Here is a 16,480-nt window from a genome sequence, read left to right as displayed (position 1 = left end):
TATAGGTGAGTATTCACCGTGCGTCCTGAGGTTAAATGCAACCCATGAGTGCTTGGAGCTTCTATCACATAACACCAGCCACTATCGATAGCCTACAGATGAGCGTTCACCGTGCGACCCGAAGCCCAGTCTCTGAGAGACTGGAGTTTCTCTCGCATCACCACAGAGAGAGGCCGGGTTTTCATTAACTCTTCGATGAGCAGGCTCTGCTCCACCTCCCTGTCCGATGCCTTTGCCGTATAGATGGCGGATATGATCGCCTGCTCTATCTCTGCCCCGGAAAATCCCTGACTCACCTTAGAGAGTTGAGCGAAGTCGAAACGGCTGGGATCTAACTGGCGGCGCTTGGCATGAATAAGGAATATCGCCTGACGGATCTCATCATCGGGCAGATCGACGAAGAAGATCTCATCCATACGACCTTTTCGCATCAATTCGGGCGGTAGTGCCGATATATCGTTTGCGGTCGCCACCATGAAGACATCAGATTTACGCTCGGACATCCAGGTCAAAATAGTGCCTAAAATTCTTTTTGAGGTTCCGTCATCACTACTGCCGCTGCTTAGCCCTTTCTCTATCTCATCGATCCACAGTACGCAGGGGGACATAAGATCGGCCAGCTCTAATGCATGACGCAGGTTCTTCTCGGTCTCACCGATATACTTGTTATATAGGGCCGACATATCCATTCTCAGCAGCGGCCTTTGCCACATGCCAGCCACGGATTTCGCCGCCAGACTCTTACCACTGCCCTGCACTCCAAGCAGCAGTATCCCTTTCGGCTGATCTTCAAGGGTCTGTGTTTTCCCCGAAGGCGCTCTGTCTTGTAACCACTTCTTCAGGTTATGCAGACCCGCCACCTGAGAGAAGTCACTGGTATCGTATTCGAATTGCAACACACCTTTCATATCCAACAGCTCAAACTTGCCCCGGTTCACCATATCGACATCTGAGTGTGTGATCGCCCCATCATCGACAATGGCCTTATGGGCAAGGCGACGAGCATCATCAAAAGTTAGTCCTCTGAGGTTATCGGCGAGCTTAGATACTGCGGAGTCATCGACATTCAGCACAACCCCTTCACTCTTAACTTGCTCTATCTGTTCATAGATAAGGTTTTGTAACTGAGCCGTGTTAGGCAGGGAGATACGAAAATGGGCGCAATAACGCTTAATCTCAGGTGGGATCTCGAAGGCATGGCTCACCAGCACTATGGTATGTTTTAAAGACTCATATTCGAGCGCTATCTCTTTTAGCAGGCGAACATTCTTAGGTGCATTATCCACAAATGGATGAAAATCACACAGCACATAGATCCCCTGCTGCTCGGTAGATTTGATTTGCCCTAAGATATCGGCGGGTTCGCTATTAAATTTTTGAGTACCTATAGCACGATCGACGCGAGTCAGCCCCTGAGTAATACTCCAGGTAAACAAAGGTTGATAGAGAATGGAGGAGACTTTCTTCAGCAGTTCGACAACCCGGTACTCCTCGTAAGTTTCGATAACCACAATCGGAGTATTTGATCTTAATACGGCGGTTAAATCTCTGATATCTTGCATCTTTAATACCCATTCCGTTAATTATCTGATTATTCAGCGGGAGCCTCCCGGCTACTCCATTTTGGTATTACCTGATAAAAAAAGTAAAGGGACAATCTAATGTCCCTTTATTTTCAACTCCTAGCTCGTAGCTCGTAGCTCGTAACTCGTAGCTCGTAGCTCGTAGCTCGTAGCTCGTAGCTCGTAGCTCGTAGCTCGTAGCTCGTAGCTCGTAGCTCGTAGCTCGTAGCTCAGCATAGTAAGCGGCTTATGCAAAGACACATCACTAATTTAGCCACTTATTGACCACGTTATCTTTTTAGTCTATTAATTACTCACCTTGGCTCTAGGGATAAGCCGCAAATTAAGGAAAAACAATGAAAGGATTCACACTCGCAACGATCATCACTATCGCTTTTTTAATACCACAGCAGAGCAATGCCTCCCCCGATAAAAACGGGCTTGTACCTGAATGCCAACAAGCCGAATGTATCAAGTACTTTCAGCAATATCGAATGTATACCCGTCGTGGTTACTCAGATGCAATGTACACCCTGGCTGAACTCTATTACCGAGGTTATGGTACTGAAAAAAACTTATCGTCAGCACTTAAGTGGTATCGCAAAGCAGCAAAATTCGATAATGCTGATGCGCAATATAAAGCGGGGGTCCTCTACCTGAGAGAGGGTGAATATCAAGACATAGAACGCGGCCTTAAGTATCTTAGATCTGCGGACAGAAACGGGGTCGCCGAAGCATCTCACCTCTTAGGACTAATCTACCTTGAGGGACAACTTACCGAACAAGATCTAAAACTTGCTGATGAATATTTTAGCCATGCAGTGAAATTAGGTCATCGAGATACCATCAACTTTTTCAGCCAGCTTGATTCAGAGCAAAGCAATCAAAAACAGCAGCTAAAACTGGCTGCGACCCTGGTCAAAGATCCCGCTTACTTAGCTAGTGACACCGACGCCAAGCCAGAAGGTGAGATGGAAACGATTACCATAACAGGCCCCGATCTTTCTGAGATATTTGATTATCAGCTCGCGCAGCTGGACCTGATGTCACCGGACGCGGTAAAAGGAACCGGTACCAATATACCGGGTCGAACCTGTGATGAGATGATCGCCTGTGGCCATGTAGACAGAGACAGATATAGAGAGTTCTTCATGTCTGGCTGGTAGACATAACCGCAGCAAAGAGACAGCTGAAAAAAGGGCTAAAGATCATCATCTTCAGCCCTTTATATTATTGAAAACCCTACTCAATAAGCGAGTAAACCGACTCTATTAATGAAACAGGTAGTTGAGCCAGCCTTGCATTCTCAGCAGGACCTTGCGAATTACAGAGACATGATGGAAATGCTCGGTATAGATGGCCGCCTGACCCGCTACGCCGGCAGGAAATGCGCTTTTCACATCATGGTCGTCCAGCTCAATCAAGACTATCGCCCTCCCTCTTGGCATTAATACCATAGAGGAGATCAATACGCCTCGCGATTGTAGCTCCCCCTCGGCCATTGCGGGTAAGATTTTGGCTACTCGCCCCTTAAACACGACACCTGGGGCTGCATCTAAGATCACTTCGGCCTCATCTCCCTCTTTTAAACGTAAAAGAGAGTTCTGCCAGAAAGCACCGGCAAAATACCGCTGCTCCTCGGGAATAAAGCTCACTAATGAACGCAGTGGCATAGGTACCGCCACAATACCAGGACGCAGCGCCATCTGAGTGACCATGCCATCGCTCGGCGCTCTGACGACCGTCATCTCCAGATCAAACAGCGCTTTCTCGAGCTCTCCCTGTATTCCTGCAACCTTAGTATTGACGCCATCGACATTCGATTGGAACGCGAGCCGGACTCTTAGCTCTTCTGCTTTAACCGCGGAGAGGCTTGCTTCAGATGCCAGATAGAGTTGACGTTTATTATCGAGTTCCAATTCTGTAAATGGTGAGTTCACGCCACCTTTCTTCTTACCTTTGGCATAACGATCGAACGCTGACTTAGTTCTATCTTTGTCCGCTGTCGCACGCTCGACGCTGGCTAATGCAGCTTTCCATGCAGCCTCGAGCTGTGGAACCTCTTGTTCTGCAGAGACTAACGCCGCACGTTTTTGCTTTACAATGGCCTCGAACGGACGTGGGTCGAGACGAAACAGTACATCTCCTTTCTTGATAGGAACATTTGGTTCAACTTCAACTTCCGTCACTATCCCACGTACGGCCGGATTAATCGGTACCGTAACAAATACCTCTTTAGCAAATGGAGTATAGGGGTGGTTATAGTTCATCAACAGGATCAAGGCGCCGATGAGAAAAATACCTCCCAATATTGCAGTAGGAACGGTCCACTTTGTCAGTGGAATTTTAAATATCTTAAAAATGGCAATACAGATCGCCGTGTAAGTAAGAATGAGTAATAGATCCATCTTATACCTCCGTCTTACTTGTTGTGTGTTCACCGACATCGGTTTGCACTTCGGCGGCTATGACCGGCTTCTCACCAGAGCGCTCGATAGATTGCAAACGTAACTCCAACTGAGCCACTGTCTCATTGAGTTGCTTTACCTCGCCTTCCAGGGCTAACTCACGCTCGACAACAGAACTGAAACCCCAACCTCGATCCTCCCGATACAGGGTGGCCCAGATCCAGAGAAATGGCCAGATGGCGTGCAGGGTGAACAGGCTCACCCAACCGGCTACATGCAGCGCATCCTGCTGCGGATGGTTACGCTTCTTGGCAATTTCGTAGGGAATATCATGAATAACGATAACACCGTAAAAAATGATAATTGCGACAAAGAAAATCACACCTAATGCAAAGTAATCCAGAAACACTACTCGCTCCTTACACCCGTATATCCACCGTCATTGGCAATACTAAGGTGTTTGTTTTTATTGATTAAGACTGACCCAACTATAGCAACATTCTCCCAACAAACCATTAGCAATGCCAGTGTTTTTTCAGTCAAAACACTGTGTTCCCTTTCCCTAAAGTGATCCACTACACACTTGCAGCCCTTGTTTCCACTATATTCAGCCATCAATGTAATATAGTGGATAAAAGAGCAAGCATAAGCTCAAAAACAGAATAAAACTAACTTAGCGTTAACAGCTAACTACCTGTATAAAAAATAATGAAGGTACCCACAATGATAGGAACACCACATTCAAATGGCGCGCTTCGCGCCATGCTTCTCGGCTGCGGCGAACTCGGTAAAGAGGTCGCAATCGAACTACAACGCATGGGAGTCGAAGTGATCGGTGTCGACCGGTACCCTAACGCTCCGGCGATGCAGGTCGCCCACCGATTTCATGTCATCAATATGCTCGATGGCGATGCACTGAGCAACATTATTGAACAGGAGCAACCTCATCTGGTTATTCCTGAAATTGAGGCCATTGCCACTCAAACCTTAGTTGAGATGGAAGCGGAAGGTGTCAATATCGTGCCTACCGCTAAAGCCACTAAGCTGACCATGGACCGAGAAGGGATCAGACGGCTGGCGGCAGAAACCTTGGGCCTGCCGACCTCACCCTACTTTTTTTGCGATACACAAACCGAGTTTGAGCTGGCCATCGAAAACATTGGCATGCCCTGCGTTGTAAAACCTGTGATGAGCTCATCGGGTAAAGGACAGAGTGTCATCAAAGAGGCCGGGCAAGTGCTCAGCGCCTGGAACTATGCTCAAGAGGGAGGCCGTGCAGGTGGTGGCCGAGTCATTGTCGAAGGCTTTGTCTCCTTCGATTACGAGATCACCCTACTCACCATCAGCGCCGTTAATGGCATCCATTTTTGCGACCCCATAGGTCACAGGCAGGAAGATGGCGACTATCGTGAATCATGGCAACCTCAGGCCATGTCGCCTCAGGTATTGGCTAAGTCACAAGAGATAGGTCGTAAGGTCGTCGAAGCTTTGGGGGGTTATGGCTTATTCGGCGTCGAACTGTTTATTAAGGGCGATGAAGTCTATTTCTCTGAAGTTTCTCCCCGTCCACACGATACGGGACTTGTGACCTTAATCAGCCAGGACCTATCTGAATTTGCCCTGCATGCACGCGCCATTCTTGGTTTACCCGTCTCCAATATTGCCCAGCATGGCCCAAGCGCTTCGGCAGTGATTCTGGCAGAGGGACAATCTCACAATATTCGCTATCAGGGAATGGCTGCGGCGCTACAAGCCCCTGACACCCAGTTACGTCTATTCGCAAAACCTGAGATCGATGGACGTCGCCGTCTGGGTGTCGCCTTAGCCCGCGGGGAAAGCATCGATAAGGCGATAGATAAGGCGCTGGTTTGCGCCGGTAAGGTTGAAGTTATTTTATAGAAAGGTCGATTTCAGTAGTTATACGGTTCCCGGGTGACTTTCCAAGACAAAGTCGTCCGGGAGCAATTAATTCACTCTATTTCGGGGCTTTTCGGATAAAAAAGCCTGCAAGTTACCTATCGCAATATTCAGTAGGTTCTGTCTGGCCTCACGTGTGGCCCAGGAGTTATGGGGACTGATGCTGATATTGACGGCGTTAAGCAGTGGGTTGTCCGCCTGTGGCGGCTCGGTCGAGAGCACATCGACACCGGCGGCTGCGATCTCCCCTTCATCTAAGGCCTGTTTCAACGCTGCCTCATCGATTAATCCCCCGCGAGCAGTATTGATCAAGATGGCACTCGAGCGCATCTTCTCAAGCACAGTGCGGTTGATAATCTTATCTGTCGCCTCGGTCAAGGGACAATGCAGAGAGAGGATATCGACCCGAGGTATCATAGAATCGAAAGCAGCCCATTTTACACCGGGTGGCAAGTCGAGGGGTTCTGTGCGCGTATTGACTAATACCTTCATGCCGAAGGCTAAAGCTATGTTCGCAACCTGCCTGCCGATAGCGCCATACCCCATCAATCCTAAGGTTTTCCCCTGCAAGGATTGCAGCGGCGCCAGGGTAAAACAGAAGTCTTCACAGTCAGTCCACTTTCCCTCTGACACGGCACTATGATGAATACTCACTCTCTGGGTATGGTGCAAGATATGAGCGAACACCATCTGCGCCACGGCGTCGGGGCCGTAGCCGGGCACATTAGTCACCGCTACGCCCCGCTCTCTTGCGCAGTTCAGGTCGACCACATTCGTGCCTGTAGCCAACACGCCTATGTATTTAAGGTTCGGAAGTTGAGATAGAGTTTCAGCTGTTATAGGTGTTTTATTGGTGAAGATGATATCAGCACCCGATGCACGGGAAATAAGCTCAGCCTCAGAGGTTCTGTCATAACAGTGAAATTGTCCCTCACGACCCTGTTTGGCAATCTTCACCAAAGGTTGCCAGTCAAGATCGCCGGGATTTAACGTATAACCATCGAGTACGACTATATTCATCTGTCACCTTAAAATCAGAATTAAAAACTTAGCCCCTAGAATCTAGAACTTAAGCTTAACGCCGAGGTTAGCCTGTCCTTGCCACATGATATCGGAACTGATAGACCAGAGGCAGTCCCCACCATCGCAAAACAGAGCGCTACTGCTATTAACAAATGTGGCATAGCCCCTGGCATCGGCAAACAGTGAGAAGGCTTCGGTCATCTGGTATTCGATACCTGCACCAAAGCCCATTGAAAATCGAGATTCCGTCGAGTAATTATCACCCGGACGCATCTGAGTCAGACCAAGGCTTGCCGTTACATAGGGCTTCAGATTGCCATTGGGAAAATAGAGTGAGCCACCGAGATGGAAATAATCCACGTTTAAGTCAGTAATAACATTTGGGCTGAAACTGCCACCAGATCTAAGCTCTGTTCCTTGATGACTATAGAGAAAATAGATATCTCCAGGGTCTTTCGTCGTCACACCCGCCATGAAGCCGTAATGATTTGATTCAGAGATCTTAAGTGAACCCAATTCATCGGTTTTCTCATCTGTGATAGAAAAATCACTGGCACCGAAACTATAACCACCAAACGGTGCGACAAATACTTCAGCCATGGCCTGAGTGGAGATCAGGGCTGACGCCGCAATTAAAGCCGAAATCGGTAACTGTTTTCTGATTTTCATAACAAGTCCTTTTTCTATAAACGACAATATCATATCTATACATGCCACGAGTTTACGTATGACTACTCAGCACGACACTTCTAACCCTAACACTAACCAAAAATGACTAAAAAATCGCCTTCCCCCAGACCAGAGAAGCTTAACGCATTCCCCTGTCGCTCTTCACTCTGTCATAGGCCGCCTGGATGTCCTGCGCTTTTATTTTAGCTAACTCCATCATCTCCTCCGGCAAACCTTTAGCGACCAACTTATCGGGATGATGCTCATTCATCAATTTACGATAGCCACGTTTGACCTCCTGATCCGATGACGCTTCCGACATTCCGAGTAGATCATAGGCATCTTCAATCGTGGTCTGCTGATTATTGCCACCTTGGTGGAAATTAAATTCAGCCTGCCAACGCTTAAGCAGTTCATCAAGCTGACTGGCACTAAATCCTAACTCCTGAGCCACGGTTAATAGAACCGAGCGCTCCTTAGGGTCGAGTCTTGCGTCAGATAAAGCCGTCTGGATCTGGATCTCCAGAAACATCTGCAACAACTCTTTACGTCCCATAGAGATGAGTCGAAATGTCTTAAGGCAAGCCTTAATATCGAAGTCACTCTCTTTACCCTCTTTAAACGCCACCTGAGCTTCTTTTCTCGCCTCGCCCTTGAGTTGCATCTGATCCATCAACAAGGTCGCGATACGGATATCATTTTCGGTGACTTGACCCGAGGCTTTCGCCACGTGCCCCATCACGGCAAAAGTTGTATTAAAAAAGAGTGTCTGCCTGTTAGCGCCTTTGCCTATGATGCCACTTAGCTCGGCACTTTTCTTATCATAAAGATGGCCCAACCAGAGACCAATCAAGCCACCAATGATTCGACCAAACATGAAGCCGATAGCGAAGCCAAAAAATTTACCCCAAATACGCATCAATAAACCTTACTCATAACATTAGTTGAAACTAAAAAATTAAAAATTGAGATGACGATAACCAATATCGGTAACCTTACCTCATCTCTTGCTGTCGACGCTCTAATTTGTCTAAACGCTCCTTTGTCCCTACATCACACCAAAAGCCCGGAAAATATGAACCAGAAACCGCACTTAACGCCATTTTCTCTCTAAGTAACGGCGCCAATGGGAAACCATTATCCGGAGTATTTTCAAAAAGTGAAGGGTGGTAAATCCCCATACCTGAAAACGTCAATCTTGGCTCATTATCAAGGGTTTCGGCCGCAACCAACCCATCTCTTAAGGGAAAGTCCCCCCTGGGGTGCTGCTCCGGGTTATCGACCAACCATAGGTGAGCGAGTTTTCCATTAAGCAGCTCGGTCGGATCCGGCTCGGAAAAATCGGGCAGCTCATCGATAAAGATATCACCATTGATCACCAGAAAGGGACGATTGCCCAGCAAGGGTAAGGCCTGTTTTATCCCTCCGCCGGTTTCTAAAGCACTGGACTCTGCACTGTAGATAATGGTGATCCCCCATCGACTACCATCTCCCAACGCTTGAACCAACTTATCACCGAGCCAGGCGTGATTGATGACAATCTCGCTAATACCAGCCTTGGCCAGACGCTCAATGTGATAGACGATTAATGGCTTGCCATCGACTCTAACCAGCGGTTTCGGAACTGAGTCGGTGAGAGGACGCAATCTCTCTCCCCGACCCGCCGCTAAGATCATCGCCTTCATCTGTTTTCCTCAAAAGTTGGAATAATCAGAGTTTCAACCCAATGACTAAAACAAACCAGCTCTGGGTAGCGCGCTGAAATATCGCGAATATATTCCAGTGTTAACGGGATATCATTCATATAGGCAGGTTTGCCATCTCTGTATTTCAATCTGGCAAAAATGCCCGCGGCCTTGATATGGCGCTGTAACCCCATAAGGTCGAACCATCTGCGATAGGTCTCCAGCGGAAGGTTTTCATCCAGCGAACCGGCCTCAATTAGCCGATGAAAATGGCTTAACATCAATTTGTCCACGAGCTCATCCGGCCAGCGAACATAACAGTCCCTGAGCAAAGACACCGCATCATAGGTTATCGGTCCTAATACTGCATCCTGAAAATCGATAACATTCAGTTGGCCATTTTTCAGCATCAGATTGCGGCTATGATAATCCCTATGCATTCCAACCATAGGCTGTTCTGCGGCGTTATTAATCAACACAGAATAGGTATTATCCAACATAGATTGCGTCGCATCATCGAGCTCAATGCCGAGATGATGTTTTATCAACCAGTCAGTAAAAATTTCCAATTCTCGTTTTACAAATTCGCCGTCGTACAGAGGCAAGGGCACTTCACCGTTATCCCTGACCTTACTCACCCTATCCAGAAGGGCTAGAGCTTGCCCATAATATCGTTCAACATTATCAGGGGTTAACTCAGACAGCAGTTGCACATCTCCCAAGTCACTCAGCAGAAGAAAACCATCTTCAACATTTATTTCAATAACTTGAGGGGTGAGAACCCCTTGACTGCGATAGGCATTTGCCAGTTTAACAAAAGGCATCACTTGGATAAGTTCTGGCGGTGAGTCCATAACGATAAAACTCTTACCTGCGCTCTGAACACGAAAGTAACGCCTGAAACTGGCATCACCGGAGATCAACTCAGGTGTCACTTGCGTATCAAAAATTCGGTTTAGCCATGCATTTAAAACAAGAAATCTGGGATCTGACAAGGGCACCTCATGGCTCTTATGGGAAAATTGCTTTATTATAAAGCAAAATGGAAACAGCTAATAAGCCCAATCTCGATATTTAGCTGTGTTGTCTGATTGAAGCGGCAACTTTTCTCACCAATACTTGTCCAGACTAAGAAATCATATTAAACGACTTAAGATGCAGATCCGTTATTTATTGGCACTAAGCCTACTTCCCCAATTAGTCTTGGCTGAAGAAACTCCAGCTACATCCAATTCCGATACTCAGTGTATCGTCGAACCTCCGGTTCCCCGTTTGACGCCGCCAGAAAACAGCGATGGAAAGATAGATCTCCAGGAGATCCGCATCATATCTGATCGCTCAGAAGCCCAAATGGGTAAACAGGCCAAATTTAACGGTGATGTCTCATTCAGTCAGGGCGGGCGTAATATCGCTGCCGATGAGGCTATTTTAGATCAAGAAGCGGAGCGTTTAGACGCTAATGGAAATCTGGTCTTTCAGGATCAAATGTTTACCGTCACCGCCGATTCTCTCACCGCCGAGATGCGCAGTAATAGCGCCACCTTATCAGGGGCTCAATACTGGTTACATGGCCAACAGATCCATGGCGATGCAGAAAAGCTGGAGATCACACCAGATAACAATCTCCACCTGACCAAGACTAACTTTACCACTTGTCCTCCAGAGGATACCTCTTGGTTACTCGAAGCCGAAACGATAAAAATTGACAGTAAAGAGGAGTGGGGCGAGTTATGGGACGCCAAACTGAAAATAGGCAACGTACCAGTTCTCTATATTCCCTATATGACGATACCGGTATCGGATAAACGTAAATCAGGCTTCCTGTTTCCAACTTTTAGTACCAGTACCACCAATGGTGTTGAAGTTGCTACCCCCTATTATTGGAATATAGCACCAGACTATGATCTGACCTTCACGCCTCACTATATGTCTGCCCGTGGTCTGTTTTTAAAGAGTGATTTCAGGTATCTGGCCGGTGATGCTCAGCAGGGACAACTTAATATCGAGTATTTGGGTAACGATGATATGTTAGCTAACTCGCCTAACCGTTATCTTTATCACTGGGAACATCAGGGTGCAATCGATGAAAACTGGCGTGTGCTCGCTAACTACACAGATGTATCGGATAACAACTACTTCAATGATTTAAAATCAGATGTCCAGCGCGCAACGGATAATCAGTTGACTCGAATTGGTGAAGTCAGCTATTTCGAAAAAAACTGGGACTTCAACGCCAGAGTACAAGACATTAAAGTGCTGGGTGAAGATGAAAAACCTTATCAGGTGATGCCACAATTTGGTTTTAACTACCGTTCTCCTGATGTTTGGAAAGGCTTAGATTTTGATTTCTTGAGTGAAGTGACTAATTTTGAACATGAAGACAGTGACCAAGCGACGGCAACTCGGCTTCATTTTGAACCTAGTATCTCTTTACCGCTTCATGGGCCAGCCGGGTCGCTGACCAGCGAATTAAAGCTACTACAAACCTACTATTGGCAGGACGATGCCCGTACCAATGCCAATACAGAGCTCGATAGCAGTGTGACCCGTACTCTGCCACAGGTGCGGATCCATGGGCAGGTCAACTTCGAGAGATTTACCGATTACTTTAACGAAAACTACCGCCAGACTTTAGAGCCTCAATTCCAGTACCTCTACGTGGGTTATGAGGATCAATCGAATATTGGTATTTATGATACGGCGCAGCTTCAGGAAGATTACTTCGGGCTATTTCGTGAGCGACGTTTTTCAGGTCTGGATAGAGTCGCCGATGCTAATCAGATGACATTAGGTCTGACGACACGATTATTTGATTCACATAATGTTGAAAAATTTAAGTTCAGCCTGGGTCAGATATTTTACTTCCAGGATAGTCGGGTCGGTATAGCGGATTCAACTTTTCAAGGTGAAACGTTTACCCAGGAAAATACTTCAAACTCAGTGTTAGCTGCCGAATTGAATACTCAACTCTACCAGGACTGGTATATGAGTGGTGCAATTCAGTACGATACGACCGAGAGTGAGAACAAGAAGAGTGAGGTAACCCTCGACTTCCGTCCGGGTGCCAACAAGCTATTACAATTTAGTTATCGTTATGTCCCCGACCTGCTAAACAGCAACACAAACGAGTCGGTCAATATTTCGCAGGCCGGCATGCGGGGAGCATGGCCACTGAATGATAGTCTTTACTTGGTCGGTAACTGGTATTACGATCTTAACGAGAGCCGTAGTGTTGAAACCTACGCAGGCTTTCAGTATGAATCCTGCTGTTGGGCCATACGTTTAAGTTATCATTATCGAATCAAGACAAATTATGATGAGGATTATAATCCTGTATTGGATAATAGAGAGCTTTTTGAGAGCGGTTTATATCTCAACTTTGTAATAAAAGGGCTCGGTGGCTCGGGTCCATTAGGCGTATCGGATATGCTTAACGATGGTCTGTTTAATTACCGAAAGCCGCTTTACCTGAAAAACTAGTAAAACAATTACTTTTTCGATGAACCAAGAGTTAGACCTGTAGTCCAACTTTTGATAATAGAATTTTAGCCGGCATCATTTAATGCCGCACCAGACGTTAATATGCCAAGGATTTTTGTTGATGAAACCCTGTAAACATTTTATTTTTGCTTTTCTTACCCTGGCAATGAGCCACACAGTTCTAGCTAAAGTAGAGCCCCTGGACCGTGTTGCAGTTCAGATAAACGAAGGTATTGTACTGGAGAGTGAGATAGCCGGTATGCTACAGACGGTAAAAGCCAATGCCAGCTCAGCAGAACAGGCTTTACCATCAGATCAAGCGCTTAGAACCCAGGTTATTGAACGTTTGATCATGACCCGATTACAGATGCAAATGGCTGACAGAATTGGTTTGCATATCGGAGATCTCCAACTGGATCAAACCATCAGTAATATTGCCAAAGAGCAGAATCTTACTGTTGATCAGATGAGAGCGAAAATTGGTGAAGAGGGAATGAGCTGGAGTCAATACCGTGAACAGCTTCGTGAAGAGATCACCTTAGGTGAAATCCAACGTATTCAGGTTCAACGCCGTATTCAGGTCTCACCTCAAGAGATCAATAACTTAGTTAAGCTTATTGAAGAGCAAGGACTGCAGCAAGTTGAGTTCCAAATCGGACATATACTGATTGAAGTACCAAGCAGCCCGAGCAGTGAAGCACTGCAAAAAGCGAGTGAACGCGCTAATACTGTGCTGAAACGTATCCAAGATGGCGATGATTTCCGCCGTACTGCGATTGCCGCATCGGCAGGTCCAAAGGCCCTCGAGGGTGGTGTTTGGGACTACATGAACGTCAACGAAATGCCAACGCTTTTTGCCGAGGTATTGAGTGGTGCTAAGACAGGTGATGTTATTGGTCCGATCCGTAGCGGTGCAGGCTTTCATATCATCAAGGTGCTCGATGCCCGCGGCCTGCAAACTAAAGAGGTTGATGAAGTCAGCTCAAGACATATTCTAATTAAGCCCTCTCCAATCCTATCGGAAGAGAGAGCTAAGGCGATGCTTGATAAGTTCGTAGAGCAGGTACGTGCCGGCGATGCAGATTTTGCAGCCCTTGCCCGTCAATACTCTGAAGATCCAGGTTCAGGGGCTAAAGGTGGCGAACTGGGCTGGGCCGATCCTTCAGTTTATGTTCCTGCATTCGCCCAAACCTTGAATGCATTAGAAATTGGCGAGATCAGTGAGCCATTCCGTTCTAGTCACGGCTGGCATATAGTACAACTAGAAGAGCGCCGAAAAACGGATGCTACAGACAAATTTAATACTAATCGGGCGCACCAACTTATCTTCCGTCGAAAGTTTAATGAAGAGCTACAAAACTGGCTGGATGAGATGAGATCTGAGGCGTATATCGAAGTTTTCGATGCTGATTTCAATCGAGGTTAATCATATTGACGACTAAACGAATTGCCATTACACCGGGAGAGCCCGCTGGAATTGGCCCAGATTTAGTTATCCAACTAGCTCAGCAGGCTTGGCCTGCTGAGCTAGTTGTTTGCGCCGATCCTGAACTTTTGTCCGCCAGAGCTAAAAAGCTTGGACTTCCGCTTCAGCTAAAGCCCTACCAGCCTAATCTGGAGCCTAAGGCTCAAGAAGCGGGCACATTGACACTGGCTCCCTTTACGCTCATCACTGAATCGGTATGCGGTCAGCTTGATGAGAAAAATAGTGCCTATGTCGTTGAAACATTGCGCTATGCCGGTGAAAAAAACATGAACGGTGAATTTGATGCCGTCGTCACAGGCCCTGTGCATAAAGGTATCATTAACCAATCCGGTATTCCGTTTAGCGGACATACCGAGTTTTTTGCCAACCAGGCAAACTGCCAAGATGTTGTAATGATGCTGGCCGCACCGGGTTTACATGTGGCCTTAGTAACAACCCATATTCCATTAGCCTATGTATCTAAGGCAATAACCCGCGACAGACTTCATCAAATCGTGAAGATTCTTCATACCGATTTAATTGAGAAGTTTGCGCTTGAACGACCTAAAATTTACGTCTGTGGGCTTAACCCACATGCCGGTGAAGATGGACATTTAGGGCGAGAAGAGATTGACACTATCATACCGGCCCTCGAGGAATTGCGAGCCGAAGGTATGAATATTGTCGGTCCATTGCCCGCTGATACTATTTTCCAGAAAAAGTATCTGGAAGATGCCGATGTTATCTTAGCCATGTATCATGATCAGGGTTTGCCAGTCCTTAAATCGCAAGGTTTTGGTAGCTCTGTTAATATCACGTTAGGGCTTCCCTATATTCGTACCTCTGTCGATCACGGTACCGCACTAGAACTCGCCGGAACCGGACAAGCAGACATTGGAAGCTTTGTCTGTGCACTTAATAAAGCCATAGATTTGGCTGCCAATGCTGAGTAGTTGAAAATAAGTAATGAGTAATAAAGTACATTTAGGCCATACAGCCAGAAAACGTTTCGGACAAAACTTCCTGACCGACGGTAATGTTATCAACCGCATCGTGGGTGCGATTGCACCCGATAATGATCATGTTATGGTTGAAATTGGTCCGGGTCTCGGCGCCCTGACCGAACCGGTAGCCAATGGTATCGATAAGTTAACGGTAGTCGAGCTGGATAAAGATCTTGTTGAGCGACTCAAAGAGCACCCAACACTGAAGCACAAGTTGGACATCCATCAAGGTGATGCACTGAAATTTGATTTCAGTCAGCTCGTGGAAGAAGGCAGGCAGATGAAGGTATTTGGTAACTTACCTTATAACATCTCTACGCCACTCATGTTTCACCTGTTTGAGTTTGCAGAGCAGATTGAAAACATGCATTTCATGTTGCAAAAAGAGGTCGTTCTTAGACTATCAGCCAGCCCGGGAACTAAAGCTTATGGACGCTTGACTGTGATGGCGCAATATCACTGCCAAGTCATGCCAGTGCTTGAAGTGCCACCACATAGCTTCACGCCGGCGCCTAAAGTCGACTCAGCTGTGGTTCGCCTCGTACCTTACAAGACAAAGCCTTGGCCATGTAAAGATGTCGATCAGCTCAGACACCTGACCACCACGGCATTTAATATGCGCCGGAAAACGCTGCGCAATAACCTCAAGCATATGATCAGCGATGAAGAGTTTGCTGCTCTTGGGATCGACGCTACGCTCAGACCTGAGCAGATCACTGTCCAGCAATATGTCGCCATGGCTAACTTGGTTATCGACAAGAAGTAAGCCTGCTATAGCCGATAGCTATTGATCATTATTGAGTGACAATCTTAAATTTCAGGAGGGCTAAGCCCTCCTTTCTTTCGCCATAAGGAAAGTCATGACGTCACTAGAAGACTCCATCAAGGTCGAAGTAAAAACTGAATATATTGAAGGTCAATCTTCCCCTACCGAAGAAAGGTACTTGTTCAGATATACCATCACTATCGTTAATCTCGGTGAAAAAGCGGTGACACTGAAGAGCCGTTACTGGTCAATTACCGATGCGAATAACCATAATAGCGAAGTGCGGGGAGAAGGCGTGGTTGGTGAGACGCCAACAATAGAACCTGACAGTGCATATCAATATACCAGTGGCACAGTACTGGAGACTCCTTTGGGGGTCATGCAAGGCAGCTACACTATGATCACCGGCGAAGGAGAGAGCTTTAAGGCGCAAATCCCTCCTTTCAGACTCGCAGTCCCTGGCATGCTTCACTGACATGAACTTTTTAACCCTATTTGAGG

General features: G+C 46.8%; 15 protein-coding genes. 7 read left to right on the top strand and 8 right to left on the bottom strand.

The window, feature by feature from the left end:
- Positions 1-92: 92 nt before the first annotated feature.
- On the bottom strand, positions 93-1,562 hold the full coding sequence (locus tag SSED_RS05020; protein ID WP_012141324.1) for an AAA family ATPase: 1,470 nt from the start codon (positions 1,560-1,562) through the stop codon (positions 93-95).
- A 356-nt stretch (positions 1,563-1,918) separates the two neighbouring features.
- Between SSED_RS05020 and SSED_RS05015 the strand changes: the two genes are divergently transcribed.
- Positions 1,919-2,728, top strand: a complete 810-nt coding sequence (locus SSED_RS05015) for a tetratricopeptide repeat protein (protein ID WP_012141323.1) — start codon at positions 1,919-1,921, stop codon at positions 2,726-2,728.
- A gap of 105 nt (positions 2,729-2,833) precedes the next feature.
- Here the strand turns inward: SSED_RS05015 and SSED_RS05010 are convergent, their stop codons facing one another.
- Complete coding sequence (locus SSED_RS05010; protein WP_012141322.1) at positions 2,834-3,970, bottom strand: HlyD family secretion protein; 1,137 nt, start codon at positions 3,968-3,970, stop codon at positions 2,834-2,836.
- A gap of 1 nt (position 3,971) precedes the next feature.
- On the bottom strand, positions 3,972-4,379 hold the full coding sequence (locus SSED_RS05005) for a DUF3302 domain-containing protein (protein WP_012141321.1): 408 nt from the start codon (positions 4,377-4,379) through the stop codon (positions 3,972-3,974).
- Positions 4,380-4,693: 314 nt separating this feature from the next.
- Here SSED_RS05005 and purT point away from each other — a divergent pair, with 314 nt between their 5' ends.
- A complete protein-coding gene (gene purT, locus SSED_RS05000; RefSeq protein ID WP_012141320.1) occupies positions 4,694-5,869 on the top strand; it encodes a formate-dependent phosphoribosylglycinamide formyltransferase in 1,176 nt (391 codons plus the stop codon).
- Positions 5,870-5,935: 66 nt separating this feature from the next.
- Here the strand turns inward: purT and SSED_RS04995 are convergent, their stop codons facing one another.
- The 5 genes from SSED_RS04995 to SSED_RS04975 form a co-directional block, all read right to left on the bottom strand.
- Positions 5,936-6,907, bottom strand: coding sequence for a D-2-hydroxyacid dehydrogenase (locus SSED_RS04995; protein WP_012141319.1), 972 nt, complete (start codon positions 6,905-6,907; stop codon positions 5,936-5,938).
- A 42-nt stretch (positions 6,908-6,949) separates the two neighbouring features.
- Complete coding sequence (locus SSED_RS04990; protein WP_012141318.1) at positions 6,950-7,579, bottom strand: outer membrane beta-barrel protein; 630 nt, start codon at positions 7,577-7,579, stop codon at positions 6,950-6,952.
- Between the two features lie 139 nt (positions 7,580-7,718).
- Positions 7,719-8,498, bottom strand: coding sequence for a co-chaperone DjlA (gene djlA, locus SSED_RS04985; protein ID WP_012141317.1), 780 nt, complete (start codon positions 8,496-8,498; stop codon positions 7,719-7,721).
- 76 nt (positions 8,499-8,574) lie between these two features.
- Positions 8,575-9,264 (bottom strand): N-acetylmuramate alpha-1-phosphate uridylyltransferase MurU, encoded by a 690-nt coding sequence (gene murU / locus SSED_RS04980; protein ID WP_012141316.1) that lies wholly within the window; start codon positions 9,262-9,264, stop codon positions 8,575-8,577.
- Positions 9,261-10,265, bottom strand: coding sequence for an aminoglycoside phosphotransferase family protein (locus SSED_RS04975; protein WP_012141315.1), 1,005 nt, complete (start codon positions 10,263-10,265; stop codon positions 9,261-9,263). Before SSED_RS04975 ends, murU begins: the two co-directional genes overlap by 4 nt.
- A gap of 154 nt (positions 10,266-10,419) precedes the next feature.
- Between SSED_RS04975 and lptD the strand changes: the two genes are divergently transcribed.
- The 5 genes from lptD to apaG all read left to right on the top strand — a co-directional run bounded on the left by lptD (position 10,420) and on the right by apaG (position 16,454).
- Complete coding sequence (gene lptD, locus SSED_RS04970) at positions 10,420-12,744, top strand: LPS assembly protein LptD (protein WP_012141314.1); 2,325 nt, start codon at positions 10,420-10,422, stop codon at positions 12,742-12,744.
- 121 nt (positions 12,745-12,865) lie between these two features.
- Positions 12,866-14,170 (top strand): peptidylprolyl isomerase SurA, encoded by a 1,305-nt coding sequence (gene surA / locus SSED_RS04965; RefSeq protein ID WP_012141313.1) that lies wholly within the window; start codon positions 12,866-12,868, stop codon positions 14,168-14,170.
- A 5-nt stretch (positions 14,171-14,175) separates the two neighbouring features.
- Entirely contained in the window at positions 14,176-15,162 is a 987-nt protein-coding gene (pdxA, locus tag SSED_RS04960; protein WP_012141312.1) for a 4-hydroxythreonine-4-phosphate dehydrogenase PdxA, read from the top strand.
- A gap of 13 nt (positions 15,163-15,175) precedes the next feature.
- Entirely contained in the window at positions 15,176-15,979 is an 804-nt protein-coding gene (rsmA, locus tag SSED_RS04955; RefSeq protein ID WP_012141311.1) for a 16S rRNA (adenine(1518)-N(6)/adenine(1519)-N(6))-dimethyltransferase RsmA, read from the top strand.
- A 94-nt stretch (positions 15,980-16,073) separates the two neighbouring features.
- Positions 16,074-16,454 (top strand): Co2+/Mg2+ efflux facilitator ApaG/CorD, encoded by a 381-nt coding sequence (gene apaG / locus SSED_RS04950; protein ID WP_012141310.1) that lies wholly within the window; start codon positions 16,074-16,076, stop codon positions 16,452-16,454.
- Positions 16,455-16,480: the final 26 nt, after the last annotated feature.

This window comes from Shewanella sediminis HAW-EB3, assembly GCF_000018025.1.
Taxonomy (GTDB): Bacteria; Pseudomonadota; Gammaproteobacteria; order Enterobacterales; family Shewanellaceae; genus Shewanella; species Shewanella sediminis.
This window is presented reverse-complemented; position numbering and strand designations above follow the sequence as displayed.